The organism is Enterobacter sp. MGH85 (assembly GCF_001037655.1).
GTDB lineage: Bacteria > Pseudomonadota > Gammaproteobacteria > Enterobacterales > Enterobacteriaceae > Enterobacter > Enterobacter intestinihominis.
The window spans coordinates 1902446-1927068 of the sequence record NZ_KQ089925.1 but is presented as its reverse complement, the minus strand read 5'-3'; the positions used below and the strand labels follow the sequence as shown (position 1 = coordinate 1927068).

The 24623-nt window shown below is 56.0% G+C and carries 18 protein-coding genes; 5 read left to right on the top strand and 13 right to left on the bottom strand.

Annotated elements, in window-relative coordinates; all coding sequences use genetic code 11:
• Nucleotide 1 precedes the first annotated feature (1 nt).
• A complete protein-coding gene (cysG, locus tag SK51_RS09095; protein ID WP_023306832.1) occupies nucleotides 2-1360 on the bottom strand; it encodes a siroheme synthase CysG in 1359 nt (452 codons plus the stop codon).
• A 237-nt stretch (nucleotides 1361-1597) separates the two neighbouring features.
• Here cysG and SK51_RS09090 point away from each other — a divergent pair, with 237 nt between their 5' ends.
• A complete protein-coding gene (locus tag SK51_RS09090) occupies nucleotides 1598-2641 on the top strand; it encodes an aminopeptidase (RefSeq protein WP_023298484.1) in 1044 nt (347 codons plus the stop codon).
• A gap of 93 nt (nucleotides 2642-2734) precedes the next feature.
• Here the strand turns inward: SK51_RS09090 and cysH are convergent, their stop codons facing one another.
• The 3 genes from cysH to cysJ form a co-directional block, all read right to left on the bottom strand.
• Complete coding sequence (gene cysH, locus SK51_RS09085) at nucleotides 2735-3469, bottom strand: phosphoadenosine phosphosulfate reductase (protein ID WP_023298485.1); 735 nt, start codon at nucleotides 3467-3469, stop codon at nucleotides 2735-2737.
• Between the two features lie 99 nt (nucleotides 3470-3568).
• Nucleotides 3569-5281 (bottom strand): assimilatory sulfite reductase (NADPH) hemoprotein subunit, encoded by a 1713-nt coding sequence (gene cysI / locus SK51_RS09080; RefSeq protein WP_023306833.1) that lies wholly within the window; start codon nucleotides 5279-5281, stop codon nucleotides 3569-3571.
• Nucleotides 5281-7086: an NADPH-dependent assimilatory sulfite reductase flavoprotein subunit gene (gene cysJ, locus SK51_RS09075; protein WP_023306834.1), complete on the bottom strand. Its 1806-nt coding sequence runs from the start codon at nucleotides 7084-7086 to the stop codon at nucleotides 5281-5283. The genes cysI and cysJ overlap by 1 nt, the downstream gene beginning before the upstream one ends.
• 303 nt (nucleotides 7087-7389) lie before the next feature.
• On the opposite strand from cysJ, the gene queD reads away from it, so the two are divergent.
• Nucleotides 7390-7755 (top strand): 6-carboxytetrahydropterin synthase QueD, encoded by a 366-nt coding sequence (queD, locus tag SK51_RS09070; RefSeq protein ID WP_006811776.1) that lies wholly within the window; start codon nucleotides 7390-7392, stop codon nucleotides 7753-7755.
• Here queD and SK51_RS09065 read toward each other — a convergent pair.
• On the bottom strand, nucleotides 7740-10094 hold the full coding sequence (locus tag SK51_RS09065; protein WP_048206654.1) for a helix-turn-helix domain-containing protein: 2355 nt from the start codon (nucleotides 10092-10094) through the stop codon (nucleotides 7740-7742). The two genes, queD and SK51_RS09065, sit on opposite strands and share 16 nt — an antisense overlap.
• 171 nt (nucleotides 10095-10265) lie before the next feature.
• Between SK51_RS09065 and SK51_RS09060 the strand changes: the two genes are divergently transcribed.
• Both SK51_RS09060 and SK51_RS09055 read left to right on the top strand, forming a co-directional pair.
• Nucleotides 10266-11435 carry a M20 aminoacylase family protein gene (locus SK51_RS09060; protein ID WP_023306836.1) on the top strand — a complete coding sequence of 390 codons (1170 nt, stop codon included), beginning with the start codon at nucleotides 10266-10268 and terminating at the stop codon, nucleotides 11433-11435.
• Nucleotides 11436-11462: 27 nt separating this feature from the next.
• Nucleotides 11463-12860 (top strand): MFS transporter, encoded by a 1398-nt coding sequence (locus tag SK51_RS09055; RefSeq protein WP_023306837.1) that lies wholly within the window; start codon nucleotides 11463-11465, stop codon nucleotides 12858-12860.
• Between the two features lie 17 nt (nucleotides 12861-12877).
• Here the strand turns inward: SK51_RS09055 and queE are convergent, their stop codons facing one another.
• The 3 genes from queE to SK51_RS09040 are packed head-to-tail and all read right to left on the bottom strand — an operon-like array spanning nucleotide 12878 to nucleotide 15870.
• A complete protein-coding gene (gene queE / locus SK51_RS09050; protein ID WP_006811780.1) occupies nucleotides 12878-13549 on the bottom strand; it encodes a 7-carboxy-7-deazaguanine synthase QueE in 672 nt (223 codons plus the stop codon).
• Nucleotides 13550-13603: 54 nt separating this feature from the next.
• The gene (locus SK51_RS09045) at nucleotides 13604-14311 is read right to left on the bottom strand and encodes an N-acetylmannosamine-6-phosphate 2-epimerase (protein WP_023306838.1); all 708 of its coding nucleotides are present in this window, start codon (nucleotides 14309-14311) and stop codon (nucleotides 13604-13606) included.
• Nucleotides 14311-15870, bottom strand: coding sequence for a maltose/glucose-specific PTS transporter subunit IIC (locus SK51_RS09040; protein ID WP_023306839.1), 1560 nt, complete (start codon nucleotides 15868-15870; stop codon nucleotides 14311-14313). The genes SK51_RS09045 and SK51_RS09040 overlap by 1 nt, the downstream gene beginning before the upstream one ends.
• A gap of 166 nt (nucleotides 15871-16036) precedes the next feature.
• Between SK51_RS09040 and SK51_RS09035 the strand changes: the two genes are divergently transcribed.
• On the top strand, nucleotides 16037-16861 hold the full coding sequence (locus SK51_RS09035) for a MurR/RpiR family transcriptional regulator (protein ID WP_015571725.1): 825 nt from the start codon (nucleotides 16037-16039) through the stop codon (nucleotides 16859-16861).
• A 52-nt stretch (nucleotides 16862-16913) separates the two neighbouring features.
• Here the strand turns inward: SK51_RS09035 and eno are convergent, their stop codons facing one another.
• The 5 genes from eno to rlmD all read right to left on the bottom strand — a co-directional run bounded on the left by eno (nucleotide 16914) and on the right by rlmD (nucleotide 24595).
• On the bottom strand, nucleotides 16914-18212 hold the full coding sequence (gene eno, locus SK51_RS09030) for a phosphopyruvate hydratase (protein WP_022649201.1): 1299 nt from the start codon (nucleotides 18210-18212) through the stop codon (nucleotides 16914-16916).
• Between the two features lie 82 nt (nucleotides 18213-18294).
• Nucleotides 18295-19932, bottom strand: a complete 1638-nt coding sequence (gene pyrG / locus SK51_RS09025; RefSeq protein ID WP_022649202.1) for a glutamine hydrolyzing CTP synthase — start codon at nucleotides 19930-19932, stop codon at nucleotides 18295-18297.
• A 223-nt stretch (nucleotides 19933-20155) separates the two neighbouring features.
• Nucleotides 20156-20947, bottom strand: a complete 792-nt coding sequence (mazG, locus tag SK51_RS09020) for a nucleoside triphosphate pyrophosphohydrolase (RefSeq protein WP_022649203.1) — start codon at nucleotides 20945-20947, stop codon at nucleotides 20156-20158.
• 66 nt (nucleotides 20948-21013) lie between these two features.
• On the bottom strand, nucleotides 21014-23245 hold the full coding sequence (relA, locus tag SK51_RS09015; protein ID WP_022649204.1) for a GTP diphosphokinase: 2232 nt from the start codon (nucleotides 23243-23245) through the stop codon (nucleotides 21014-21016).
• A 51-nt stretch (nucleotides 23246-23296) separates the two neighbouring features.
• Nucleotides 23297-24595 (bottom strand): 23S rRNA (uracil(1939)-C(5))-methyltransferase RlmD, encoded by a 1299-nt coding sequence (rlmD, locus tag SK51_RS09010; protein ID WP_022649205.1) that lies wholly within the window; start codon nucleotides 24593-24595, stop codon nucleotides 23297-23299.
• Between the last annotated feature and the right edge of the window lie 28 nt (nucleotides 24596-24623).

The window sequence follows — 24623 nt, the reverse complement described above, 5'->3', positions numbered from 1 at the left end:
CTTAAGCCAAATTTACAACAGAAGCGCCGAAGCCTTCTGTGTCGGTTGTGTGTTGGAACCAGGCGAGCGAGCTGTGCAACTGCACCACTTCTCCCACCACGATCAGGGCGGGCATCGGGGCGTCTTTCGCCAGGGTTGCAAGGTCTTGTAAAGTGCCGATGGCGACATGCTGATCGACGCGTGTCCCGCGGGAAATCACTGCTACCGGCGTCGTCGCATCGCGACCGTGCTGAATAAGCTGTTCGCTGATGTCTGCCGCTTTCATCGTGCCCATATAAATCGCCAGCGTTTGTCGGCTCTGGGCGAGATGCGACCAGTCAAACGGCGTGCTGTCGGCTTTATAATGCCCGGTCACAAAGGTCACGCTCTGGGCGTAATCACGATGGGTCAGCGGAATACCGGCGTAGGCCGTGACGGCAGACGCCGCCGTAATACCGGGGACCACCTGGAACGGGACGCCCGCTTCGGCTGCCGCCTGCAACTCCTCGCCACCACGGCCGAAAATAAACGGGTCGCCCCCTTTCAGGCGCACCACGGTCTTGCCCGCTTTCGCGGCGGCAATCAGCATTTGATTGGTGTCGTGCTGCGGCACGGAGTGCTCGCCGGCACGTTTACCAACGCAGATTTGCTCCGCGTCACGGCGGATCAGTTCGCGAATACCGTCGGTGACCAGATGGTCGTAGAACACGACATCCGCATCCTGAAGAACCTGGAGGCCACGCAGCGTGAGCAGCCCGGCATCGCCCGGCCCGGCGCCCACCAGAATGATCTCCCCGCCCGTACTGCCGGGGTTATCCAGTTCGTCTTCGAGAATTTGTTGCGCCGCCGTCTCGTTACCGGCATGCATCAGGCTGGCAAAGCGGCCGCGAAACACACGCTCCCAGAAGCGACGGCGTTCCGTCACGCTGGTCAGACGCGTTTTAAGGTGGTTGCGCCAGTAGCTGGCCTTCTCCGCCATGCGCCCGAGGCTGGTCGGCAGCAGCGCTTCGATTTTTTCCCGCAGTACGCGCGCCAGCACCGGCGCGGTGCCGCCGGAGGAGATCGCCACCAGCAGCGGCGAGCGGTCAACAATCGACGGGAAGATAAACGAGCACAGCGGCTGGTCGTCTACCACGTTCACCAGACGGTGACGGTCCTGAGCTGCGTCGGAGATTCGGCGATTGAGCGCCCGATCTTCGGTTGCCGCAATCACCAGCACCACGCTGTCGATCTGAGACTCTTCAAAATCCGCCTCTGCAACGACCTGCACCTGCGCCCCGGCGCGTTGCAGGAACGCGATTTTGCGATCGGCAATTTCACCCGTCCCGACAACCAGTACCGGTCGGTCTTTCAAGGCGGCAAAAAGGGGGAGATAGTCCACAGGCAACAACTCACTAACAACCAGGAATAAAGGGACTATAGGGGGCGGCTTAGATCGAATGAAATTACGAATTGGAATGAGTAGTTACTCAATGGAATAACGCCGTGAAAAAGCAAATATCAAAAAGTGCTTAACATGCGAAATTTCGGGCATTTAAGCGCAATTCAAATTGTGTCTACCCGATCACAGTTTCATACTATGCGGGTTAAAATTTTGCTCTGTTTTTAAGGACTCACTATGTTTTCCGCAATGCGCCACCGATTCGTTGCCCTGGCGCTCGGCGTTTGCTTTATCCTTCCGGCTCAGGCAAAAAATCAATCTTACGGTGAAATAGCCAGTATGCAGGCGCGGCATATTGCGACGGTCTTTCCGGGCCGCATGACCGGAACCCCAGCCGAAATGCTCTCGGCAGACTATATTCGTCAGCAGTTTGCGGATATGGGCTATGAGAGCGACATTCGCGCTTTCCACAGCCGCTACATCTATACCTCACGCAATAAAACGCAGAACTGGCATAACGTAACCGGCAGCACGGTCATTGCGGCGCACGAAGGAAAGGCGGCTGAGCAGATTATTATTATGGCGCACCTTGATACCTACACGCCGATGAGCGACGCCGATGTCGATAATAACCTCGGCGGCCTGACGCTTCAGGGACTGGATGACAATGCGGCGGGGCTGGGCGTCATGCTTGAGCTGGCCGAACGCCTGAAGAATATTCCGACGAAATACAGCATTCGCTTTGTTGCGACCAGCGGTGAAGAAGAAGGAAAACTCGGCGCTGAGAATCTCCTTAAGCGCATGACCGCTGAGGAGAAGAAAAATACGTTGCTGGTGATTAACCTCGATAATCTGATCGTGGGAGATAAGCTCTATTTTAATAGCGGACAGAGCACGCCGAGCAGCGTACGTAAACTCACCCGCGACCGCGCGCTGGCGCTTGCCCGCACGCATGGCGTCTATGCCGCGACAAATCCGGGCGGTAACCCCGATTATCCCAAAGGCACGGGCTGCTGTAATGACGGTGAAGTGTTTGATAAGGCGGGCATTCCGGTGCTGTACGTCGAGGCGACTAACTGGGCGCTGGGCAAAAAAGATGGCTATCAGCAGCGCGCTAAATCGAAGGCGTTCCCAAACGGGACCAGCTGGCATGACGTGCGGCTGGATAACCAGCAGCACATTGATAAAACGCTGCCGCAGCGGATTGAGCACCGCAGCCGGGATGTCGTGAAAGTGATGCTGCCGCTGGTGAAGGAGCTGGCGAAAGCGGGGAAAGCCTGATGCAATTAAGCCCGGTTGCGCTGCGCTTACCGGGCCTACAACGGCACGAAACGTAGGCCCGGTAAGGCGTAGCCGCCACCGGGCGAAAAAACATTACCCTTCGTGCAGCCCGCACTCGCGCTTCAGCCCAAAGAATCGCGTCTCTTCTTCCGCCATTCCCGGTTCCCATTTACGCGTGGTATGGGTGTCGCCTACCGACAGGTAGCCCTGATCCCACAGCGGATGGTACTTCAGCCCGTGCTTTTGCAGATACTGGTACACCGTGCGGTTATCCCAGTCGATGATCGGCAGCACTTTGAACACGCCACGCTGCACCGCCAGCACCGGCAGCGTTGCCCGGCTCCCGGACTGCTCGCGGCGGAGCCCAGCAAACCACGTCTGCGCATGAAGATCTTTCAGCGCGCGGTTCATCGGCTCGACCTTGTTGATCTCATTGTATTTCTCGATGCCCTCAACGCCCTGCTCCCACAGCTTGCCGTAACGCGCCTCCTGCCAGGCCGCGCTTTCGGTTGCGCGATAAACCTTCAGGTTCAGCTTGAGCTTGTCCGTCAGCTCGTCGATAAACTGATAGGTCTCCGGGAACAGATAGCCGGTATCGGTGAGGATCACCGGAATGTCCGGACGGATCTGATTCACCAGATGCAGACTGACCGCCGCCTGAATGCCAAAGCTCGACGAAAGCACATAGTCTCCCGGCAGGTTTTCCAGCGCCCACGCCACGCGCCCTTCGGCGTCGAGCTTTTCCAGTTGGGCGTTAGTTTCTGCCAGGGCCAGAATGCGTTCAACTTTTGGCAGGTCATTAAGGGCGTTTAGATCGAGTACGGACATAAGAACCTCGTTTGCCTGTTTCGCCGGGCGGCACTGCGTTTGCCCGGCCTACAAAACCCGTAGGCCCGGTAAGCGAAGCGCCACCGGGCAAAGGATGGATTACTCCCAGAAATCCCTTGCGGGATCGAGCACCGGGCGAATGATGCCCGCACGTACCGTAAAGTCGCCGAAGCCTTCACCCGCTTCGCGCTCTTTCGCCCAGCGTCCGATAAGCACGTCGAGGGAATCGAGAATTTCCGGCTCGGTGATGTTCTCGCGGAACATACGCGGAATACGTGTCCCGATACGGTTACCGCCCAGGTGCAGGTTATAGCGACCCGGCGCTTTCCCTACCAGACCGAGTTCGGCCAGCATCGCGCGGCCGCAGCCGTTCGGACAGCCCGTCACGCGCATAACAATATGCTCGTCCGGAATACCGTGTTTTTCCAGAATCGCCTCCACTTTATCAGTGAAGGACGGCAGGAATCGCTCGGCTTCGGCCATCGCCAGCGGACAGGTCGGGAACGACACGCAGGCCATTGAGTTTTCACGCTGCGCGCTCACCGCATTCATCAACCCGTGCTCGCGGGCCAGCTCTTCAATTCTCGCCTTATCGCTTTCCGGCACGCTGGCGACGATCAGGTTCTGGTTGGCGGTAATACGGAACTCGCCTTTGTGGATCTTTGCGATTTCCAGCAGGCCGGTTTTCAGCGGACGGCCCGGATAATCAAGAATACGGCCGTTTTCGATAAACAGCGTCAGGTGCCAGTTATTGTCGATGCCTTTCACCCAGCCGATGCGATCGCCGCGACCGGTGAATTCGTAAGGGCGGATCGGCTCAAACTTGATGCCCGCGCGACGCTCCACTTCTTCTTTGAACGTCTCGACGCCTACGCGCTCCAGGGTGTATTTGGTTTTCGCGTTTTTACGATCGGTACGGTTACCCCAGTCGCGCTGGGTCGTGACCACCGCCTCTGCCACGGCCAGCGTGTGCTCCAGCGGCAGGAAGCCGAACTCGCTCGCGGTGCGGGCGTAAGTTTTCTTGTTACCGTGCTCAATGGACAAACCGCCGCCCACCAGCAGGTTAAAGCCGACCAGCTTGCCGTTTTCGGCAATCGCCACGAAGTTCATGTCGTTGGCGTGCAGGTCGATATCGTTCTGCGGCGGGATCACCACCGTGGTTTTAAACTTACGCGGCAGGTAGGTCTGACCGAGGATCGGCTCTTCATCGGTGGTGGCGACTTTCTCCTGATCGAGCCAGATCTCCGCATAGGCGCGGGTACGTGGCAGCAGATGTTCGGAGATTTTTTTCGCCCACTCGTACGCTTCGGCGTGCAGCTCAGATTCGTACGGGTTCGAGGTGCAGAGCACGTTACGGTTCATGTCGTTGGCAGTCGCCAGCGCGTCCAGACCCACGGAGTGCAGCATCTGGTGCACCGGCTTGACGTTCTTCTTCAGAATGCCGTGGAACTGGAAGGTCTGACGGTTGGTCAGACGAATGCTGCCGTAGATTGTGTTTTCACCGGCAAACTTGTCGATCGCCTGCCACTGTTTCGTAGTGATTACCCCGCCCGGCAGACGACAGCGCAGCAGCATCGCGTGACGCGGCTCCAGCTTCTGTTCGGCACGCTCGGCGCGGATATCGCGGTCGTCCTGTTGGTACATACCGTGGAAACGGATCAGCAGGAAGTTGTCGCCTTTGAAACCGCCGGTCAGGCCGTCATTTAAATCTTCGGCAATGGTACCGCGCAGGTAGTTGCTCTCTACCTTCATGCGCTCGGCATCAGTCAGTTTGCCTTCGACCACCAGTGGGCCAGGATGTTTTTCGCTCATTAGTAGACATCTCGCTGATAACGGCGCTCTACGCGCAGCTCACTTAAAAATTCATCCGCCGTTTCGGCATCCATACCGCCGAATTCGGCAATCACTTCCAGCAGTGCCTGCTCAACGTCTTTCGCCATGCGATTGGCGTCGCCGCAGACATAAATGTGGGCGCCGTCATTGATCCAGCGCCACAGCTCTGCGCCCTGTTCGCGCAGTTTGTCTTGTACGTATACTTTTTCTTTCTGATCGCGGGACCAGGCCAGATCGATGCGGGTCAGCACGCCCTCTTTGACGTAGCGCTGCCACTCAACCTGGTAGAGGAAATCTTCAGTAAAGTGCGGGTTGCCGAAGAACAGCCAGTTTTTACCCGGCGCGTCGTCTGCCGCACGCTGCTGCATAAAGGCGCGGAATGGCGCAATACCGGTGCCTGGGCCAATCATGATCACCGGCGTTTCGGGGTTCGCCGGCAGGCGGAAGTTGTCGTTGTGCTCGATAAAGACGCGAACTTCACCCTCTTCTTCCACGCGGTCTGCCAGGAAGCCTGACGCCCCACCCGCGCGCGCGCGGCCTTCGATGTCGTAACGCACCACGCCAACGGTGATGTGGACTTCGTTTTCCACTTCCGCCTGCGAGGAGGCGATGGAGTACAGGCGCGGGGTCAGCGGACGCAGCAGGCCGACCAGCGCGTCAGCATCCAGCTGTGCCGGAGAGAAACGCACCATATCGACAATCGGCGTTGTCGCCGCGTATTGCTGTAACTTCGCCTTATCCCCGACCAGCGGAAGGAGCGATTCGCTGCGGGTTAAGGTGGCGTAGTTTTCAACGATGTTGGCGGTGTTCACCGTCAGTTCGAAATGCCACTGGAGCACCTCGGAGATCGAGAGCGTTTTGCCGTCCACGGTAACCGGTTCATCGCCTTTCAGCCACAGCAGCTCGACCAGCTCTTTCACCAGCGCCGGATCGTTCTGATACCAGACGCCCAGCGCATCGCCAGGCTGGTAACGCAGGCCAGAGTCACCGAGATCGATTTCGATATGGCGCACGTCTTTTTCTGAATCACGGCCCGTGATTTTCTGGTTTACCGACAGGCTCGCCGTCAGTGGCGCCTCTTTCGTGTAAGGGCTGGTGTGGATTTCGTTAACGGTGCCGGCTGCGGTAACGGCGGCCTGCGCTGGCGTCTCTTTCGGGACGCGGGCCTTCAGCACCTCAACGATGCGCGCCCGCCATTCGGCGGCGGCAGCCTGGTATTCCACGTCAGCGTCTACGCGATCCAGCAGGCGCTCTGCGCCCAGCTCCGCCAGCTTGCTGTCGAAATCTTTACCGGACTGGCAGAAAAATTCATAGGACGTATCACCGAGGCCGAAGACGGCAAAGGCGGTGCCCTCGAGCTTTGGCGCTTTTTTCGAGAACAGGAACTTATGCAGCGCGACGGCTTCTTCAGCAGGCTCACCTTCCCCCTGCGTTGACGCCACCACCACCAGCAGTTTTTCTGACGCGATCTGTTTGAATTTATAATCCCCGGCGTTGACCAGGTTAACGTTCAGCTTCGCGGCGAGCAGGTCATCACGCAGCGCTTCGGCCACACGACGGGCATTACCCGTTTGCGAAGCGGAGATAAGCGTGATGGCAGGAATTTCAACGGCCGTTGGCGGTACGCCTGCCACAGCACCCGGCTGCTGGTTCAGCATTCCCCAGAAATAGCCGGAGACCCAGGCAAGCTGGGTGGGTGAAAAATCGGAAGTCGCGGCCTGGAGGCGCGCCAGTTGCTCCGGGTTAAGGGGAAGCAAATTTGAAGGTGGGGCCTGTGTTGTCATGCGTCGTTATGTTCCAGTAGCAAAGCGGACTTTAAGCGAATAAATCCAAACTGAAGATAAGGTTAACGGCGGGGATAATAACAATTAAAGAAGGGATGGAAATAATTAATAACCAAATGGACTAACCTGTTTTAGTTATCGTTCTTAACGATAAAAGCGATTAAATAACCATATGAAATAAAACAACAAAAATCGATAAACACTATGAATACGAGGCGGTGACCGTTCAGAGCCGTTTTAGTTAATGATAAAAATTGTGCTTTCCGGTACTATGCGGCGGTTTTTTCCGCATTCCTGAGAGCTATGATGTCCACCACACTGTTTAAAGATTTCACCTTCGAAGCCGCACACCACCTTCCACACGTTCCTGCCGGGCACAAATGTGGCCGCCTGCATGGACACTCGTTTATGGTGCGTCTTGAAATCACCGGTGAAGTCGATCCCCATACGGGCTGGATCATGGACTTTGCCGAACTGAAGGCCGCGTTTAAGCCGACCTACGATCGTCTCGATCACTACTATCTGAATGATATTCCGGGCCTTGAAAACCCGACCAGCGAAGTGCTGGCGAAATGGATTTGGGATCAGATGAAACCGCTTGTGCCGCTGCTGAGCGCGGTGATGATCAAAGAGACCTGCACGGCAGGCTGCGTCTACCGCGGGGAGTGAATCTCCTCCGTTTCGGCCTCAAGAGGCACGAGCGGCGTAAACTCATAGAGCACCAGCGCATTACTCTCCAGTGATTCTGTCAGTTGCCAGCCGTCATCAATGCGTTCATCGTACAGGGAAAGCGTTGGACGCGCTTTGTGCGCTATCCAGCGCCACATCTCTTCGTCAGGGCCGCTTTCGCTGCCTACCCCTTCAAGCAACGGATAGAGCGCGCCGTTATGCTGATCGAAAAGATGGCGTTTAATTCGCCAAATACCGCGCATTCCCTTCAGGTGTAAATGATACTGCTGGCGAAAACGCTGGATGAATGCTTCTTCACTGGAAAGGAGCGGATTAAAAACCACCACATTACGCAGCAGCAACTGGTAACCATTGTAATGGCGCGTGAGCAGAACACGCCCGTCGTTTACCAGCACCTCGCCCCGCAGGCGTTGCCAGAGCCAGAGTACCCAATAAACCGGCCGTGGGAGACCATGGTTGTACTGTAGCGCAAGGCTTGACGTATCGATGGTATTGTTCGCACGAGCTTCACCCTGAAGGCCCGAATTGAGCCAGAATCCCCCTAGCCAGACCTGCTCCGATAGCCCGAGCAGGCTCTGCATCAGCAGCGCCCCACGAAAAAACCAGCCGTTTGTCGCCCGCGTGTTCCCGGTGAGGGTATTCCAGGAGAGAAGCCAGACGGGAAGCGAACATTTGCGCAGACGAAGGGCGGCGATAATCTGGCGGATCTTCTGTACCGGATAATTTTCTGTAGAAGAGAGTTGGGCTGGCTCCCGCTGCGCAGGATCGAGAAGTTCATTGGCATCGGCTGAACAGGCAAGAAAATCGGCCTGCATCAGGATGGCTGAGCTGAACAGGGTATTGTCGCTCACGCCCGCGCTGTCGGGTGAAAATCGATGCCATAAACCAAACTTTGCCTGTGGCAGATAGTTGCGTATGACGTTTTGCTGTGCCAGCCAGACCTGCTCCCGGGTCTCCTCACTCGCCTGTGTTGACCAGTGCATGACAAAGTGCCAGCCCGCGGTGATCTCGGGCGAAAAATGATTGACCGACCGTTGTAAAAAACGGGCAAGTAGATCGCGACGGGTCATTACGCCGGTGTGCAGCAGCACCGTCCATTGCTTTTTTGCCAGCCAGGTGAAGAGCTGATGCAGATTGTACCAGCAGGCGTAGCCCGCCATCTGGGGGTCATCCCACCCGGTGGCAAACAGACGGCTGCTGAGAAAAGGTTCGGCGATATCAATTCCCTCTATGGGAATGGCCTCATTTATCGCTTCAAGATTCTGACGAACGTCCTCACGCAGTAAATCGTCGAGCTCACGCAGGGTAATGACCACCCGCATACGACGCAGCGAGCTGGAGAGAGGATTAAGCTGCTCAAGATACAGTGTCTGCTCCTGCTGCGGGCGATCGATAAGCGGGGAGGCTCCCCAGCCGCGCGCCACCGGTTCATTGAGCAGGCTAAACAGCTTATCCATGGCCACCGGATAGCGCTGCTCACACCTGTCCGTACGAACACGTGTGGCCTCCGGGTGCTGGCGCCGGGCCTTACGAAACTCACCCGGGGACATATTGTGAACACGCCGAAACCGATCGGTCATCATACGCGTGCTGGCGAAACCCTGCTCAAGCGCAATCTGATGCAGCGGTCGGTTCGTCAGACGGAGCGCGTCAGCCGCCTTTTCCAGCCGCAGGGTAGTGATGTACTGCATGAAACTGATCCCCACTTCCTTTCTAAAGAGACGAGAGAGCCAGGCTTCAGAGACATATTCACTCGCGGCGATTTCCGCAAGCGTAATACGGCGAGAATAACTGGCATTGATCCGCTCTATCACCCGGGCAATGCGTTTGCTGTGCGCTGGGAAAAGTTCACGGGACAAAAACCGGGCGGGCTGCTGAAAGCGGCTGGTCAGCAACAGCAATATCTCGCTCAGCCAGCGGTACGCCTCCAGCCGGTAGCGGTGTGGGTCGTTGATGAGGGTGACCACAAGAAGCTGGCGCAGCAGATCGCGAAGCGCATCGCATTGGGGCCAGACGCCTCCGGCTTCTGCCGGTATAGCGTAATCATGGACAAAAAAATCATTGCAGAGCTGGACCACCCAGCGCCCGGAAAGGGACACGCGCAGGGTGATATTTGCCGTTTCGCTCGTGAACTGCCAGCGCCGATGACGGTTGATGATGGCAAGGGTATTGGCCTCCAGGATGTCACGTCCCACATCGGTATTCAGCTCAGCCCGCCCTTCCAGCACCCAGAGCAACGTTAGCGTATCGCCTTCATCCTCCACGCAGTGGCGAATGTCCTGGATCTCCACCCAAAATTCATCTCCCCGCTGATTCATCTTTCCCCTCATCAAAGACAAATAATGACCGGCTCTTTTTTGTCATAACGGAATTGTATGAAAAACAATCAAAACAAAACCGTCGCTTTACAACAAAAAAATGCATTTTCTGGCAGTGCGATCGTCATAGACTCGAAATTATCACCGTTTGGCATAAAAAGGATAACAAAAATGACACATCCAATTATCGAAGCTCTGCGCGGCAAAGAGGCCCAGTTCACTGAATTACGTCGCTATTTTCATCAGCATCCTGAAATTGGTTTTGAGGAGCACAATACGAGCGATCGCGTTGCGGCGTTGCTTGAGGAATGGGGATATGAGGTTCATCGCGGCCTGGCGAAAACCGGTGTGGTCGGCACACTGAAGGTGGGTAACGGGCCTAAACGCCTGGGTCTGCGCGCCGACATGGATGCGCTGCCTATGCAGGAAAACAGCGGCAAGGCCTGGAGCAGTACCGTTGAGGGTAAATTCCACGGCTGCGGTCATGACGGCCACACCACAACGCTCCTGTATGCAGCGGAGTACCTGGCACGCACCCGCAATTTTAACGGCACGCTGCACCTTATTTTTCAGCCCGCGGAAGAACTTCTGTATGGCGGACGCGTTATGGTAGAGGACGGTTTGTTTGACCTGTTCCCCTGCGACCACATTTTTGGTCTGCACAATATGCCGTCACAGCCCGTCGGAAAAATTGGTCTGCGCGATGGCGCCATGATGGCCTCTTCGGACACCCTTCATATTGAGGTTAACGGCGTGGGGGGTCACGGTGCGGTGCCAGAACATACCGTAGACGCCACCCTGGTTGCCTGTCATATCACTATCGCTTTGCAGTCCATTGTTTCGCGCAATATCACCCCTTTTCAGCCTGCCGTCGTTACCGTAGGCAGCATTCAGGCTGGACATGCCCCCAACATCATCAACGACAAAGTATTGATGAAACTTACCGTGCGCACGCTGGATGAAAGCGTGCGGCAAACCGTGCTACAGCGCATCCATGATATCGCCGTTGCGCAGGCGGAAAGTTTCAATGCCACGGCTACCATTCGACACATTAATGGCAGCCCGGTACTGAAAAACAATCCGCAAGCCAATGAGATGGTGCGCAACGTCGCCACCGATCTGTTCGGTCAGGATTCCGTCGCGGAGGTGAATGCGTTTATGGGCAGCGAGGACTTTGCGTTCATGCTCGAGAAAAATCCCAATGGCTGTTATTTCACCCTTGGCGCTGGCGATGAGCCTGACCGCTGCATGGTGCATAACCCGGGCTACGACTTTAACGACACTATTCTCCTCACCGGCGCGGCGCTGTGGGCCGCACTGACCGAACACTATCTGCGCTGATTCGCACCTTCCCGGGAGGGCTGCATTATGAGTACCGTTTCCCTGACAGACGCATCCGCCTACGCCGGTAACGATCGGCTGCTGGCGGGTATCGTCATGAGCGTTCTGACCTTCTGGCTGTTTGCCCAGTCGGTTATCAACGTGGTTCCGGCCATGCAGAATAGCCTCGACATTGCCCTCGAAACCCTTACGCTGGCCGTCAGCCTGAGCGCGTTGTTTAGCGGCTGTTTTGTCGTAGCCTGCGGTGGGTTTGCCGATAAGTTTGGGCGCATGCGCCTGACCATGACAGGCCTGATTTTGAGCATGATCGGAAGCGGTCTGCTGTTCATTTCATGGGAGCCCGTCCTGTTTCTGGTGGGAAGAGCGATACAGGGGCTATCCGCGGCCTGCATCATGCCCGCCACGCTGGCGCTGATTAAGACCTGGTATGAAGGGAAAGCACGCCAGCGCGCAATCAGCTTCTGGGTTATTGGTTCATGGGGCGGGAGTGGCCTGAGCTCGTTTGTGGGAGGCGCAATCGCCACCACGCTGGGCTGGCGCTGGATTTTTATTTTGTCGATAGTGGTGGCTCTGGTCGCGCTATTACTTATCCGCGCCACGCCGGAAAGCCGCAGCCCTGATGCGTGTCGACACAAGCTGGATATCAGCGGCCTGGTGAGTTTTGTCCTTATGCTGGTGCTGTTCAATCTGTTTATCAGCAAAGGACACAGCTGGGGCTGGAGCAGCAGTTTATCGCTTCTTGTACTGTGTGGAGCCGTGATTGCACTGATGTGCTTTGTCGTTACCGGGCGGCGGAAGGGCGATGCGGCGTTGATCGATTTCGCCCTGTTTAAAAACCGTGCCTATAGCGCCTCGGTATTCTCAAATTTCCTGCTCAACGGCTGCATTGGCACCATGATGATCGCCAGCATCTGGTTGCAGCAAGGCCATCATCTGTCACCGCTACAGACCGGCATGATGACGCTGGGGTATCTGGTTACCGTACTGGCGATGATCCGGGTGGGTGAAAAACTGCTTCAGCGCTATGGCGCCAGGCTGCCGATGATGACCGGCCCGCTGCTGACCGCAACAGGTATTACGCTGATTTCATGCACCTTCTTAAGCAAAGAGGTCTACATTGTCACCGTCTTTCTGAGCAATATTTTATTCGGGCTGGGGCTCGGATGTTACGCCACGCCCTCAACGGACACGGCGGTAATGAATGCCCCTGAAAACAAAGTGGGGGTGGCTTCAGGGATCTATAAGATGGGCAGTTCCCTGGGCGGCGCAATGGGGATCGCGGTCACCGCATCGCTGTACGCCCTATGGCTGCCGATGGGAACGGCCAGTGCCGCGCAGTATGCCTTGCTTTTCAACAGTGCGATTTGTCTTGGGTCAGCCGTAGTGACCTGGGCATTACTGCCAACAACAAAAGCCCCGCGTTAAGCGGGGCCACAAAAGTATCAGGCAATGTTCAGATATTTGTGCGTCTGCATCGACAGGCGCCAGTTGCGGGCGATACAGGTTTCAATGCACAGACGGGTTGCATCGTCTTTCTGGCTGATAGGCTGTAGCGCGATCACGCGCTGCTTTTCGTCCGTCAGCGTCGCCAGCAGTTCGTCCAGCGCTTCGATGTCACGCACGCGCCCCACCGGATGTTTGATCTCATCCGCACGCTCAAGCGCCTGCGACAGTACGTCATAACCGCCGCGCATATTCACTTTCGGTGAAACCGTTACCCACGTTGAATGGGAGCAGCGCACTTCATGGGTACCGCTGGTTTCGATCTGACAGCTATAGCCGTTCTTCTCGAGCAGTTCGGTGAGGGGCATCAGATCGTGAATGCAGGGTTCCCCACCGGTGATCACCACGTGCCGCGCCGTCCAGCCCTGACGACCAATTATGGCAAGCAGATCTTCCGCGCTGCCCGCGCCCCATTTATCGCTCTCTTTGGTTTTCGCCAGAATGCTGAACAGCGACACTTCCCGATCTGCGAGCTTATCCCACGTATGTTTGGTATCACACCAGGCGCAGCCAACCGGGCATCCCTGTAAACGAATAAAGATAGCGGGAACGCCGGTAAAGTAACCCTCGCCTTGCAGGGTCTGGAACATCTCGTTAATCGGGTACTGCATAGTCAACTCTGTTAAGGGAATAAACGATAAGTATCGCAGATCCCCGTCAGATGATCATGCTCCATCGGTGCTTTGCGCGCCAATTGCCGCCATAAACCGTTCCGTAATTTGCTGCGGTCGGGTGATCGCCCCGCCGACGACAACCGTATGCACCCCCAACTCCAGACACCTGGCCGCGCGATCGGGGGTATCCACGTTACCTTCGGCAATCACGGGGATCGTGACGGCAGACAGCACCTCTTTCAAAAACGCGCAGTCATTTTCCGGTAGCGAATGGCCCGCGGTCTCTGCCGTATAACCGTAAAGGGTGGTTCCGACACAATCAAACCCCAGCGCCTGCGCGGTCACGGCCTCCTGCACGGTGGCAATATCCGCCATCAGCAGCAGCGAAGGGTAACGGGTGCGGATCTGCGCGATCAGCATGTCCAGCGATACGCCACCGGGCCGTTTCCGGGCGGTCGCATCCAGCGCAACGATGTCCGGGGCGACCGCCATCAGCTCATCCACTTCTTTGAGCGTCGCGGTGATAAACACCTCGCTATCCGGATAGTCCCGTTTGATGATGCCGATGACCGGCAGTGAGACCAGCCCTTTGATAGCCTTGATATCCACCACGCTATTGGCGCGGATCGCAGCGGCACCGCCCTGGGCTGCTGCCAGCGCCATTCGCGACATAATAAACGGGCTGTGCAGCGGTTCATTTTCCAGCGCCTGGCAGGAGACGACCAGTTTTCCTTTCAGGTTATCCAGTACAGTTTTCATTACGATAAGATCTCTTCCACTTCGTTTTTGATAAGGGTGACGTGCGGGCCATAGATGACCTGGACACCGTTGCCGCGGACGATAACGCCGCGCGCGCCGGTCGCTTTCAGTGCTGCTTCATTGACTTTGCTACCGTCTTTCACCGTGACGCGAAGGCGCGTGGCGCAGCAGTCAACGTCATCCAGATTGTCTTTTCCTCCCAGCCCGGCGATCACCGCTGCGGCGCGCTCGCTTTGCGGCAGGGTAGCCTCGTCAGCCAACGCCTCCTTTTCACGGCCCGGCGTGGCAAAATCAAAACGTTTAATCAGATAGCGGAAAGTACAGTAGTAAAGGAAGAACCACGGTACGCCTACCAGCGGGACGAACATCCAGTTAGTTTTCGCTTCACCCTGCAAAATGCCGAACAGCACGAAATCAATAAACCCGCCGGAGAAAGTTTGCCCGATGGTGATATGCAGCATGTGCGCGAGCATAAACGCCAGCCCGTCAAACAGCGCATGAATGACGTACAGCACCGGCGCAATAAACAGGAATGAGAACTCGATGGGCTCGGTAATGCCCGTCAGGAAAGAGGTTAACGCCGCTGACAGCAGCAGCCCGGCTACGCGCTTCTTGTTCTCGGGTTTAGCCGTGTGGTACATCGCCAGGCAGGCGCCCAGCAGGCCAAACATCATCGTAATAAAGCGCCCGGACATGAAGCGCGACGTGCCCTCATAGAAGTGCTGGGTGTTCGGGTCCGCGAGCTGAGCAAAGAAGATCCGCTGCGTGCCCTCAACCAGGTGACCGTTAACAATTTCACTGCCGCCAAGCGCGGTGGTCCAGAACGGCAGATAAAAGATGTGGTGCAGGCCAAACGGGCCAAGCATGCGCAGGATGAAGCCGTACAGCAATGTTCCCAGATAGCCGGTGGCATCCACCAGACCGCCAAGGCCAAAGATCAGCTTCTGAAAATGCGGCCAGACCACGGTCATCAGCGCGCCGACGAGTATCGCCGCCAGTGAGCTGATAATGGGTACGAAGCGTGAGCCGCCAAAAAAGCCCAGGAATTGCGGAAGCGCGATTTTATTAAACCGATGATGCAGTGCGCAGGTCACAAGCCCAATAACGACCCCACCAAACACGCCCGTTTCAAGCGTCTGAATACCCAGCGTCATGCCCTGCCCTACGGCGCCCGGGTTCTCATGCGCCAGTTTTCCGGTCAGGATCAGCAGCGCATTGATAGTGGCATTCATCACCAGATAAGCGAGTAATGCCGCCAGCCCTGCCGTACCTTTATCATTTTTTGCCAGCCCAACGGCGACCCCAACAGCAAACAGTACCGACAGGTTTGCAAACACAATCGAGCCTGCACTGCTCATGATGGTAAATATGGCCTGTAGCCAGCCAACGTCTAAAAATGGATACGCGGTAAGCGTATTCGGATTCGATAGCGCCCCGCCGATCCCCAACAACAGACCTGCTGCGGGCAGTATGGCGATAGGTAACATAAAGGATTTGCCAAAGCGCTGCGCTTTTTCAAACCATCCGCCGGAAGACGCTCCGCTGAACATTTGCATCATTTTATTATCCCCCTGGTTGTTGATGAAAATTTTTACCACATATAATTTTAATTGTGAAAATCACCACCAAAAACCAGGACGCCGATCATACTTTTTCGAAATGACTGGCATCTCTCCCCCGCTTTCCGCCACACTAGTTGGCAGAGAAACGCATTAAGGATCTAGCATGTCGGACCATGAAAACCTGCTGCTGAAGCTACGCCAGGAGGCTTCCGGGTACAGCCCAACGCAACAAAAACTGGGGGAGTTTGTTCTCAACGATCCTGCCAGGGTGCTCTACCTGACGATCACCGAGCTGGCGCGTGAAAGCGGCACCAGCGAGGCCAGCGTCACACGCCTTTGCCGCACGCTGGGCTGTAAGGGATATAACGAATTTAAAATGGCGCTTGCGCTGGATATTCAGCAGGGTTTGCCAGAGCGTCAGGCAGGAGATGCGATAGATAACGTGGTGGATGAGTCTGTCCAGGCGCTGCAAGATACCGCAAAACTCCTCGACCGGGCCCAGCTTGAACAGGCGACACTGGCCCTGCATCAGGCGCAATCAGTGCAAATTTACGGGGTGGCAGCCAGCGCGATTCTGGGGGAGTATTTGCATTACAAGCTGCTGCGACTCGGCAAACCTGCACAGCTGTTTAGCGATATGCATCGCGCCGCCATGAATGCGACGACGCTCTCGAAAGAGACGCTGGTGGTGGCCATCTCAAGTTCTGGCTCTACACGGGATCTGCTTCACGTGGTGAAACTCGCCCGCAAGCGTGGCGTTAAGGTACTGGCGCTCAGCAATACACCCCGCAGCCCGCTGGCCTCCCTGAGCGATTTACAGCTGGTTGCAGCCAAGCCCGAGGGACCGCTGAGCGCGGGTGCGCTCAATGCCAAGGTTGGCGTGATGCTGCTGGTTGAACTGCTTACCACTTCCCTTATTGCAGTAGACAGCCATTACGGTGACGTAAGCCAGCAAACGGCCAGCGCCACGCTGCCGCTTCTGCTATAGAAAACAAAAAACCCGCCGAAGCGGGTTTTTTCATAAGAACGAAAGTTCAGGCTTATGCCTGGCCTTTGATCTCTTTACGACCGTTGTAAGGTGCTTTTTCGCCCAGCGCTTCTTCGATACGAATCAGCTGGTTGTATTTAGCAACACGGTCAGAACGGCTCATAGAACCGGTTTTGATCTGGCCAGCAGCGGTACCCACAGCCAGGTCAGCGATGGTAGCGTCTTCAGTTTCGCCAGAACGGTGAGAGATAACAGCGGTGTAGCCAGCGTCTTTCGCCATTTTGATCGCAGCCAGCGTTTCGGTCAGAGAACCAATCTGGTTGAATTTGATCAGGATGGAGTTAACGATGCCTTTCTCGATGCCTTCTTTCAGGATCTTGGTGTTGGTTACGAACAGATCGTCACCAACCAGCTGGATTTTGTCGCCCAGTACTTTGGTCTGGTATGCGAAACCATCCCAGTCAGACTCGTCCAGACCGTCTTCGATAGAAACGATTGGGTACTGTTTGGTCAGGTCTTCCAGGAAATGGGTGAACTCTTCGGAGGTGAACGCTTTGTTGCCTTCGCCAGCCAGAACGTATTTACCGTCTTTGTAGAATTCAGATGCTGCACAGTCCATCGCCAGGGTGATGTCTTTGCCCAGCTCGTAGCCTGCTGCTTTAACCGCTTCAGCGATAACAGCCAGCGCTTCTGCGTTAGAACCCAGGTTTGGCGCGTAGCCACCTTCGTCACCAACAGCAGTGTTCATACCTTTAGCTTTCAGAACTTTAGCCAGGTTGTGGAACACTTCAGAACCCATACGCACCGCTTCTTTCAGGGATTTCGCGCCAACAGGCTGAATCATGAATTCCTGAATATCAACGTTGTTGTCTGCGTGCTCACCACCGTTGATGATGTTCATCATTGGTACAGGCATGGAGTATTTGCCTGGGGTGCCGTTCAGTTCAGCGATGTGCTCGAACAGTGGCATACCTTTAGCAGCAGCTGCTGCTTTGGCGTTCGCCAGGGAAACTGCCAGGATTGCGTTCGCACCGAAGTTAGATTTGTTTTCAGTACCGTCCAGATCGATCATGATCTTGTCGATGCCAGCCTGATCTTTGGCATCTTTGCCAACGATAGCCTGAGCAATAGGACCGTTAACAGCGCCAACCGCTTTCAGTACGCCTTTGCCCATGAAACGGGATTTGTCGCCATCACGCAGTTCCAGCGCTTCGCGGGAACCTGTAGATGCGCCTGATGGAGCAGCAGCCATACCGACGAAACCACCTTCCAGATGAACTTCGGCTTCAACGGTCGGGTTACCACGGGAGTCGATGATTTCACGACCGATGACTTTAACGATTTTGGACATTAGATTTTCCTCAGTACAAGTTAAACTAAAACTCCAGACAAACAACGCGTACCAGGGGTACGCGTTGCCGTTCTAACTTTTTTTACTTCGCCTGACGCTTCTGGTACTCGCTGGCGGCTTTCACGAAGCCTGCAAACAGCGGATGCCCGTCACGCGGCGTTGAAGTAAATTCCGGGTGGAATTGGCAGGCCACGAACCACGGATGGTTTGGCACTTCGATGATCTCGACTAACTGATCATCCCCGGAACGGCCCGCAACACGCAGACCTGCAGCTTCAATTTGTTTCAACAACATGTTGTTGACTTCATAGCGGTGACGATGGCGCTCGGTAATCACCGGCTCGCCGTACAGCTTGCGAACCACGCTATCGTCTGACAGCTGGCAGGCCTGTGCGCCAAGACGCATGGTGCCACCCAGATCGCTCTTCTCGGTACGGACTTCGACGTTACCGTCTTCGTCGCGCCATTCCGTAATCAGCGCCACGACAGGGTACTTACAGTCTGGCACAAATTCCGTAGAGTTCGCGTTTTCCATTCCCGCTACGTTGCGCGCAAATTCAATCAGCGCAACCTGCATACCCAGGCAGATGCCGAGGTATGGAATATTGTTTTCACGCGCATAGCGTGCAGTGGCGATCTTGCCTTCAACACCACGGTAGCCGAAGCCGCCAGGGATGAGAATCGCATCCAGATCTTTGAGAATTTCGACGCCGCGCGTTTCAACATCCTGCGAATCAATCAGCTTGATGTTGACGGAGACGCGATTCTTCAGACCACCGTGCTTCAGCGCCTCGATAACTGACTTATAGGCATCCGGTAGTTCAATATACTTGCCGACCATACCGATAGTCACTTCGCCGCCCGGATTGGCTTCTTCGTAAATCACCTGCTCCCATTCAGACAGGTTAGCTTCCGGACAGTTCAAGCTGAATCGTTTACAAATATAATCGTCCAGACCCTGTGATTTCAACAGGCCCGGGATTTTATAAATGGAATCGACGTCTTTCATTGAAATAACGGCTTTTTCAGGCACGTTACAGAACAATGCAATTTTCGCGCGTTCGTTCGCCGGAATCGCACGATCGGAACGGCAAACTAGGATATCAGGCTGAATACCGATGGAGAGCAGCTCTTTAACAGAGTGCTGAGTCGGTTTGGTTTTCACTTCACCTGCTGCCGCCATGTAAGGCACCAGCGTCAGGTGCATGAACAGCGCGTTCTCACGACCAATATCTACCGCCAGCTGACGAATCGCTTCGAGGAACGGCAGGGATTCGATATCCCCTACGGTACCGCCGATTTCAACCAGCACAACGTCATGCCCTTCGCCACCGGCAAGGACACGCTCTTTAATGGCGTTAGTGATGTGTGGGATGACCTGCACGGTCGCGCCCAGGTAGTCACCACGGCGCTCTTTACGCAGAACGTCAGAGTAGATACGGCCAGTCGTAAAGTTGTTACGACGGGTCATTTTGGTACGGATGAAACGCTCGTAGTGGCCAAGATCCAGATCGGTTTCAGCGCCGTCTTCAGTAACGAACACTTCCCCGTGTTGGGTTGGGCTCATGGTGCCTGGATCGACGTTGATGTACGGATCCAGTTTCATCATGGTCACATTGAGGCCACGGGCTTCAAGAATGGCTGCGAGGGAGGCTGCGGCAATGCCTTTACCCAGAGAGGATACGACCCCGCCGGTCACAAAAATATAGTTCGTTGTCATGCTGAACCTGAGAAGTTAGGGTGAAACGATGGAATAACCAGGACGGGAAAGTAGTATACCCGAACACGACGAGCGCCACAAACTTTCATTCTCCGTCTCCTTCCCAGGCCATGACAAACATAAGGAGTGAGAAAATAGCCCCTTTTGGGTAAATGTTTTTGACGCAAATCAAGCGCTTGTCATTTAAAAAATCACACAAATTGCGCTTGATCGCAAAATTTCGTTAGAGATCATGTTCCTGGCGTTTTACTTCCTGCCAGACTTCTTCCATCGCCTCGAGGTCAATGCCGCTCATTTCCAGGCCGCGCGAGGCCACAATCCGCTCAACTTCGCGGAAGCGACGTTCGAATTTAATGTTCGCTTTTTGCAGGGCGGTTTCCGCTTTTACACCGAGGTGGCGAGAAAGGTTGACGGTCGCGAACAGCAGATCGCCCATCTCCTCTTCCAGCTTTGCTTCATCCACAACGGCCTGCTGCGCTTCATGCATCACTTCGTCGATCTCTTCGTGCACTTTTTCCAGCACCGGGCCGAGAGAGGTCCAGTCAAACCCTACCGCCGAGCAGCGCTTTTGAATTTTGTGCGCGCGCATCAGCGCAGGAAGGTTCAGGGGAATGTCGTCCAGCGCCGAGTGCTGGGATTTTTCAGCGCGTTCGGCGCTTTTGATCTGCTCCCAGCGCGCCAGCACTTCCGCACTGTTGCCTGCGGAGGCATCGCCAAAGATATGCGGATGACGGCGCTCCAGCTTGTCGCTGATAGCGGCGCAGATGTCGTCAAAGTTAAAGCGCCCCTCTTCCTGCGCCATCTGTGCGTAGAACACTACCTGGAACAGCAGGTCGCCCAGCTCACCGCGCAGGTCGTCGAAATCTTCGCGCGAAATCGCGTCCAGCACTTCGTAGGTCTCTTCCAGCGTGTAAGGCGCAATGGTGGCGAAAGTCTGCTCTTTATCCCACGGGCAGCCGTTTTCCGGGTCGCGCAGGCGTTTCATGATGCCAAGCAGGCGGTCGATTTGAGTCATAGTTCTGTCCTGATGTCAAAATGCCGGGTGGCGGCGTTGCCTTACCCGGCCTACAGAAGAGGATGTTTAGCCGCCGTGCAGACGACGCGCGTCAATCACATCCGGCACCTGGTTCAGTTTACCGAGCACCCGGCCCAGCACCTGCAGGTTATAGATTTCGATGGTCATATCGATGGTGGCAAGCTGCTCGCGGGTATCGCTGCGGCTGGCAACGCCCAGCACGTTGACCTTCTCGTTGGCGAGAATCGTGGTGATGTCGCGCAGCAGGCCACTGCGGTCGTTGGCAGTGACGCGCACCACCAGCGAGTAGCCAGCGGAGTAGCTTTCACCCCAGACGGCTTCCACGATACGTTCCGGCGCATGCGATTGCAGCTCAGCAAGCTGATCACAGTCGGAGCGGTGAATTGAGATCCCGCGCCCCTGGGTGATAAAGCCGACAATATCGTCACCCGGTATCGGCTGGCAGCAGCGGGCAATATGGTGCATGAGGTTACCCACCCCTTCAACCACCACGCGGCCATTGTCCTTGCTGCGCTGCTGCGGAGCGTAGGTTTTCTGCTGGAGCTGTTTCAGCGCTGCCGCATCCTGCTCTGCCGCGCTTGGCTTGTTGAACTGCGCTTGCAGGAAGTTCACCATCTGGTTCAGGCGGATATCGCCGCCGCCAATCGCCGCTAACAGTTCGTCGAGCTCGTTGAAGTTGTAGCGCGGCAGCAGGAACTTCTCCGCCTCTTTCAGGTTTATCCCGATATGCTCCAGCTCGTCGTCAAGGATCTGACGACCGGCAAGGATATTCTTGTCACGATCCTGCTTGCGGAACCAGGCGTGAATTTTAGAGCGCCCGCGGCTGGTGGTCACGTAACCGAGGTTTGGATTCAGCCAGTCGCGGCTTGGGTTTGGCTGCTTCTGGGTGATGATTTCAATCTGGTCACCCATCTGTAGCTGGTAGGTAAACGGTACGATACGTCCGCCGATCTTCGCCCCGATGCAACGGTGCCCCACGTCGCTATGAATGTGGTAGGCGAAATCGAGCGGCGTAGAGCCTGCCGGCAGATCAACCACATCCCCTTTCGGGGTAAAGACGTAGACGCGATCGTCGAAGACCTGACTGCGCACTTCGTCGAGCATTTCGCCGGAGTCGGCCATCTCTTCCTGCCACGCAATCAGCTTACGCAGCCAGGCGATACGGTCCTCGTGTCCGGAGCGCGCGCCGCCGGAAGTGCCTTCTTTGTACTTCCAGTGCGCGGCGACGCCCAGTTCGGCGTCTTCGTGCATCTGTTTAGTACGGATCTGAATTTCCACAGTTTTGCCGCCGGGGCCAAGCACCACGGTGTGGATGGACTGATAGCCATTCGGTTTGGGGTTCGCGACGTAGTCATCGAACTCATCCGGCAGATGGCGGAAGTGAGTATGTACTATCCCCAGCGCGGCGTAGCAGTCCTGGAGACGCTCCGCCACGATACGCACGGCGCGCACGTCAAACAGCTCGTCAAAGGCGAGATGTTTCTTCTGCATTTTGCGCCAGATGCTGTAGATGTGCTTCGGACGCCCGTAGACCTCGGCGCGCACATTCTCCTCTTTCATCGACTGGCGCAGCCCGCTGACAAATTCCTCGATATAGTGTTCGCGGTCGATGCGGCGTTCGTGCAGCAATTTTGCAATGCGTTTGTATTCCGCCGGATGCAGATAGCGGAAGCAGTAATCTTCCAGCTCCCACTTCAGTTGCCCGATACCCAGACGGTTCGCCAGCGGCGCATAGATATTCGTACACTCTTTGGCGGCCAGGACGCGCTCGTCTTCCGGCGCATCCTTCACTTCGCGCAGATGGGCAACCCGTTCGGCCAGCTTGATCACCACGCAGCGAAAATCATCCACCATCGCCAGCAGCATGCGGCGGACGTTATCCACCTGCTCGGAAGAGACAGAATCCGTTTGCGCGGCTTTCAGTTGACGGATGGCGGCCATATCACGCACGCCGTGGATGAGCGCCACGACGGACTGGCCGACGCTTTCACGCAGCACGTCTTCCGTCACCACGTTAGCATCTGCCAGTGGGAACAGCAGTGCGGCCTGTAGCGTTTCGATATCCATGTTAAGCATGGAGAGAATTTCAACCATCTCCACGCCGCGCCACAACAGCAGTTCAGCGTCCGGATGCCCCTGCGTTGTGCGTAAACAATAGGCCCAGGTTTCGGTTAAGCGTTCACACGACTGCTGGCTGGAAATCCCCAGACTTGCGATCCATTTTTGAGGGTCAAACTCACCAGCTTTATTTAAATGTGCACTTCTTACCGCAACCATCGTCCTCTCCTTTAGGGACAAGGGCCTGTCGAAGTCGACAAGCCAAACTCATTAGATGTGCTCGAACAACACCATTGATTCCAGATGTCCAGTGTGCGGGAACATGTCCAGCATTGCCAGACGCCGAATCTGGTAACCCCCGCTCAATAATGCTTCGCTGTCACGGGCCAGCGTCGCCGGGTTACAGGAAACATAGACCACGCGTTCAGGCGCGAGTTTAATTATATGCTGCATCACGCCCGGCGCACCTGCTCGCGCCGGATCGAGCAGGATCTTATCAAAGCCCTGCTTAGCCCACGGTTGCTGAGTAACATCATCCTCAAGATTTTGATGAAAGAATGTCACATTTTGCAAGCCGTTCTGTTGGGCGTTCTCCTGGCCTTTCGCCACCAGCGCCTCAACGCCTTCCACCCCGACCACGCTTGCTGCTTTGCGGGCCAGCGGCAGGGTAAAGTTACCCATACCGCAGAACAGATCGAGCACCCGATCGGTGGGCTGGACGTCAAGCCACGCCAGCGCGTTCGCCACCATCTGCTGGTTCACGCCGTCATTGACCTGGATAAAATCCCGCGGGCTGAACGTTAAGCGTAGCCCGTCTGACGCATACCAGGGCGCGTCTCCGCTAACCTGCTCAAGTATCTCGCTTTGCGGCGCGAGGAAAAGCGCAAGCTCATGAGAATGCGAAAAGCGTTCCAGTTTTTCGCGATCTGCCCTGGACAGCGGTGCGGTGTGGCGCAGAACCATCAGCGGGCCGCCGTTGGCCAGCACCAGTTCGACATGGCCCAGCGAACGCACCCCATCCAGCGATGCAAGACAATGGTGCACGGCCGGGAGCAGCGCCTCAAGTTGGGGCACCAAAACAGGGCATTGCGTGATGGAGACGATATCGCTGGAGCTGGCTTTGCGAAACCCCATCTCCAGCCGTTCAGTTTTTGGCTGGTAGCTTAGACTCAGGCGAGCGCGGCGACGGTAGCCCCACGGCTGGTCAGCAACGATGTCACTGACGTCATGTTTTAGCAGGCGGGCCAGCGCGTTGCTTTTACTTTTTTGCTGTAATTCTGTGCTGGCATGCTGTTGCTGACAGCCTCCGCAAACGCCAAAATGGGGGCAGCGAGGCGTCACGCGCTCCGGGCTATCATTAAGACGGCGCTTGACCTGGCCGCGCGCATACTGGCGTTTGTCTTCCGTCAGCGTAATATCTGCGCGTTCTCCTGGCAGCAAACCTGTGATAAACAGTGTCTTACCCTTGTGACGCGCTACCCCCTGTCCAAAAGGATCGAGGTCAGAGGCTTCAACAGTTATGATCTGACGCGTCGTCACGCGTCGTTTTGCAGAGTAGAATTGCGCCATCGCCGAGATTGTTCTCAAATAAACATAA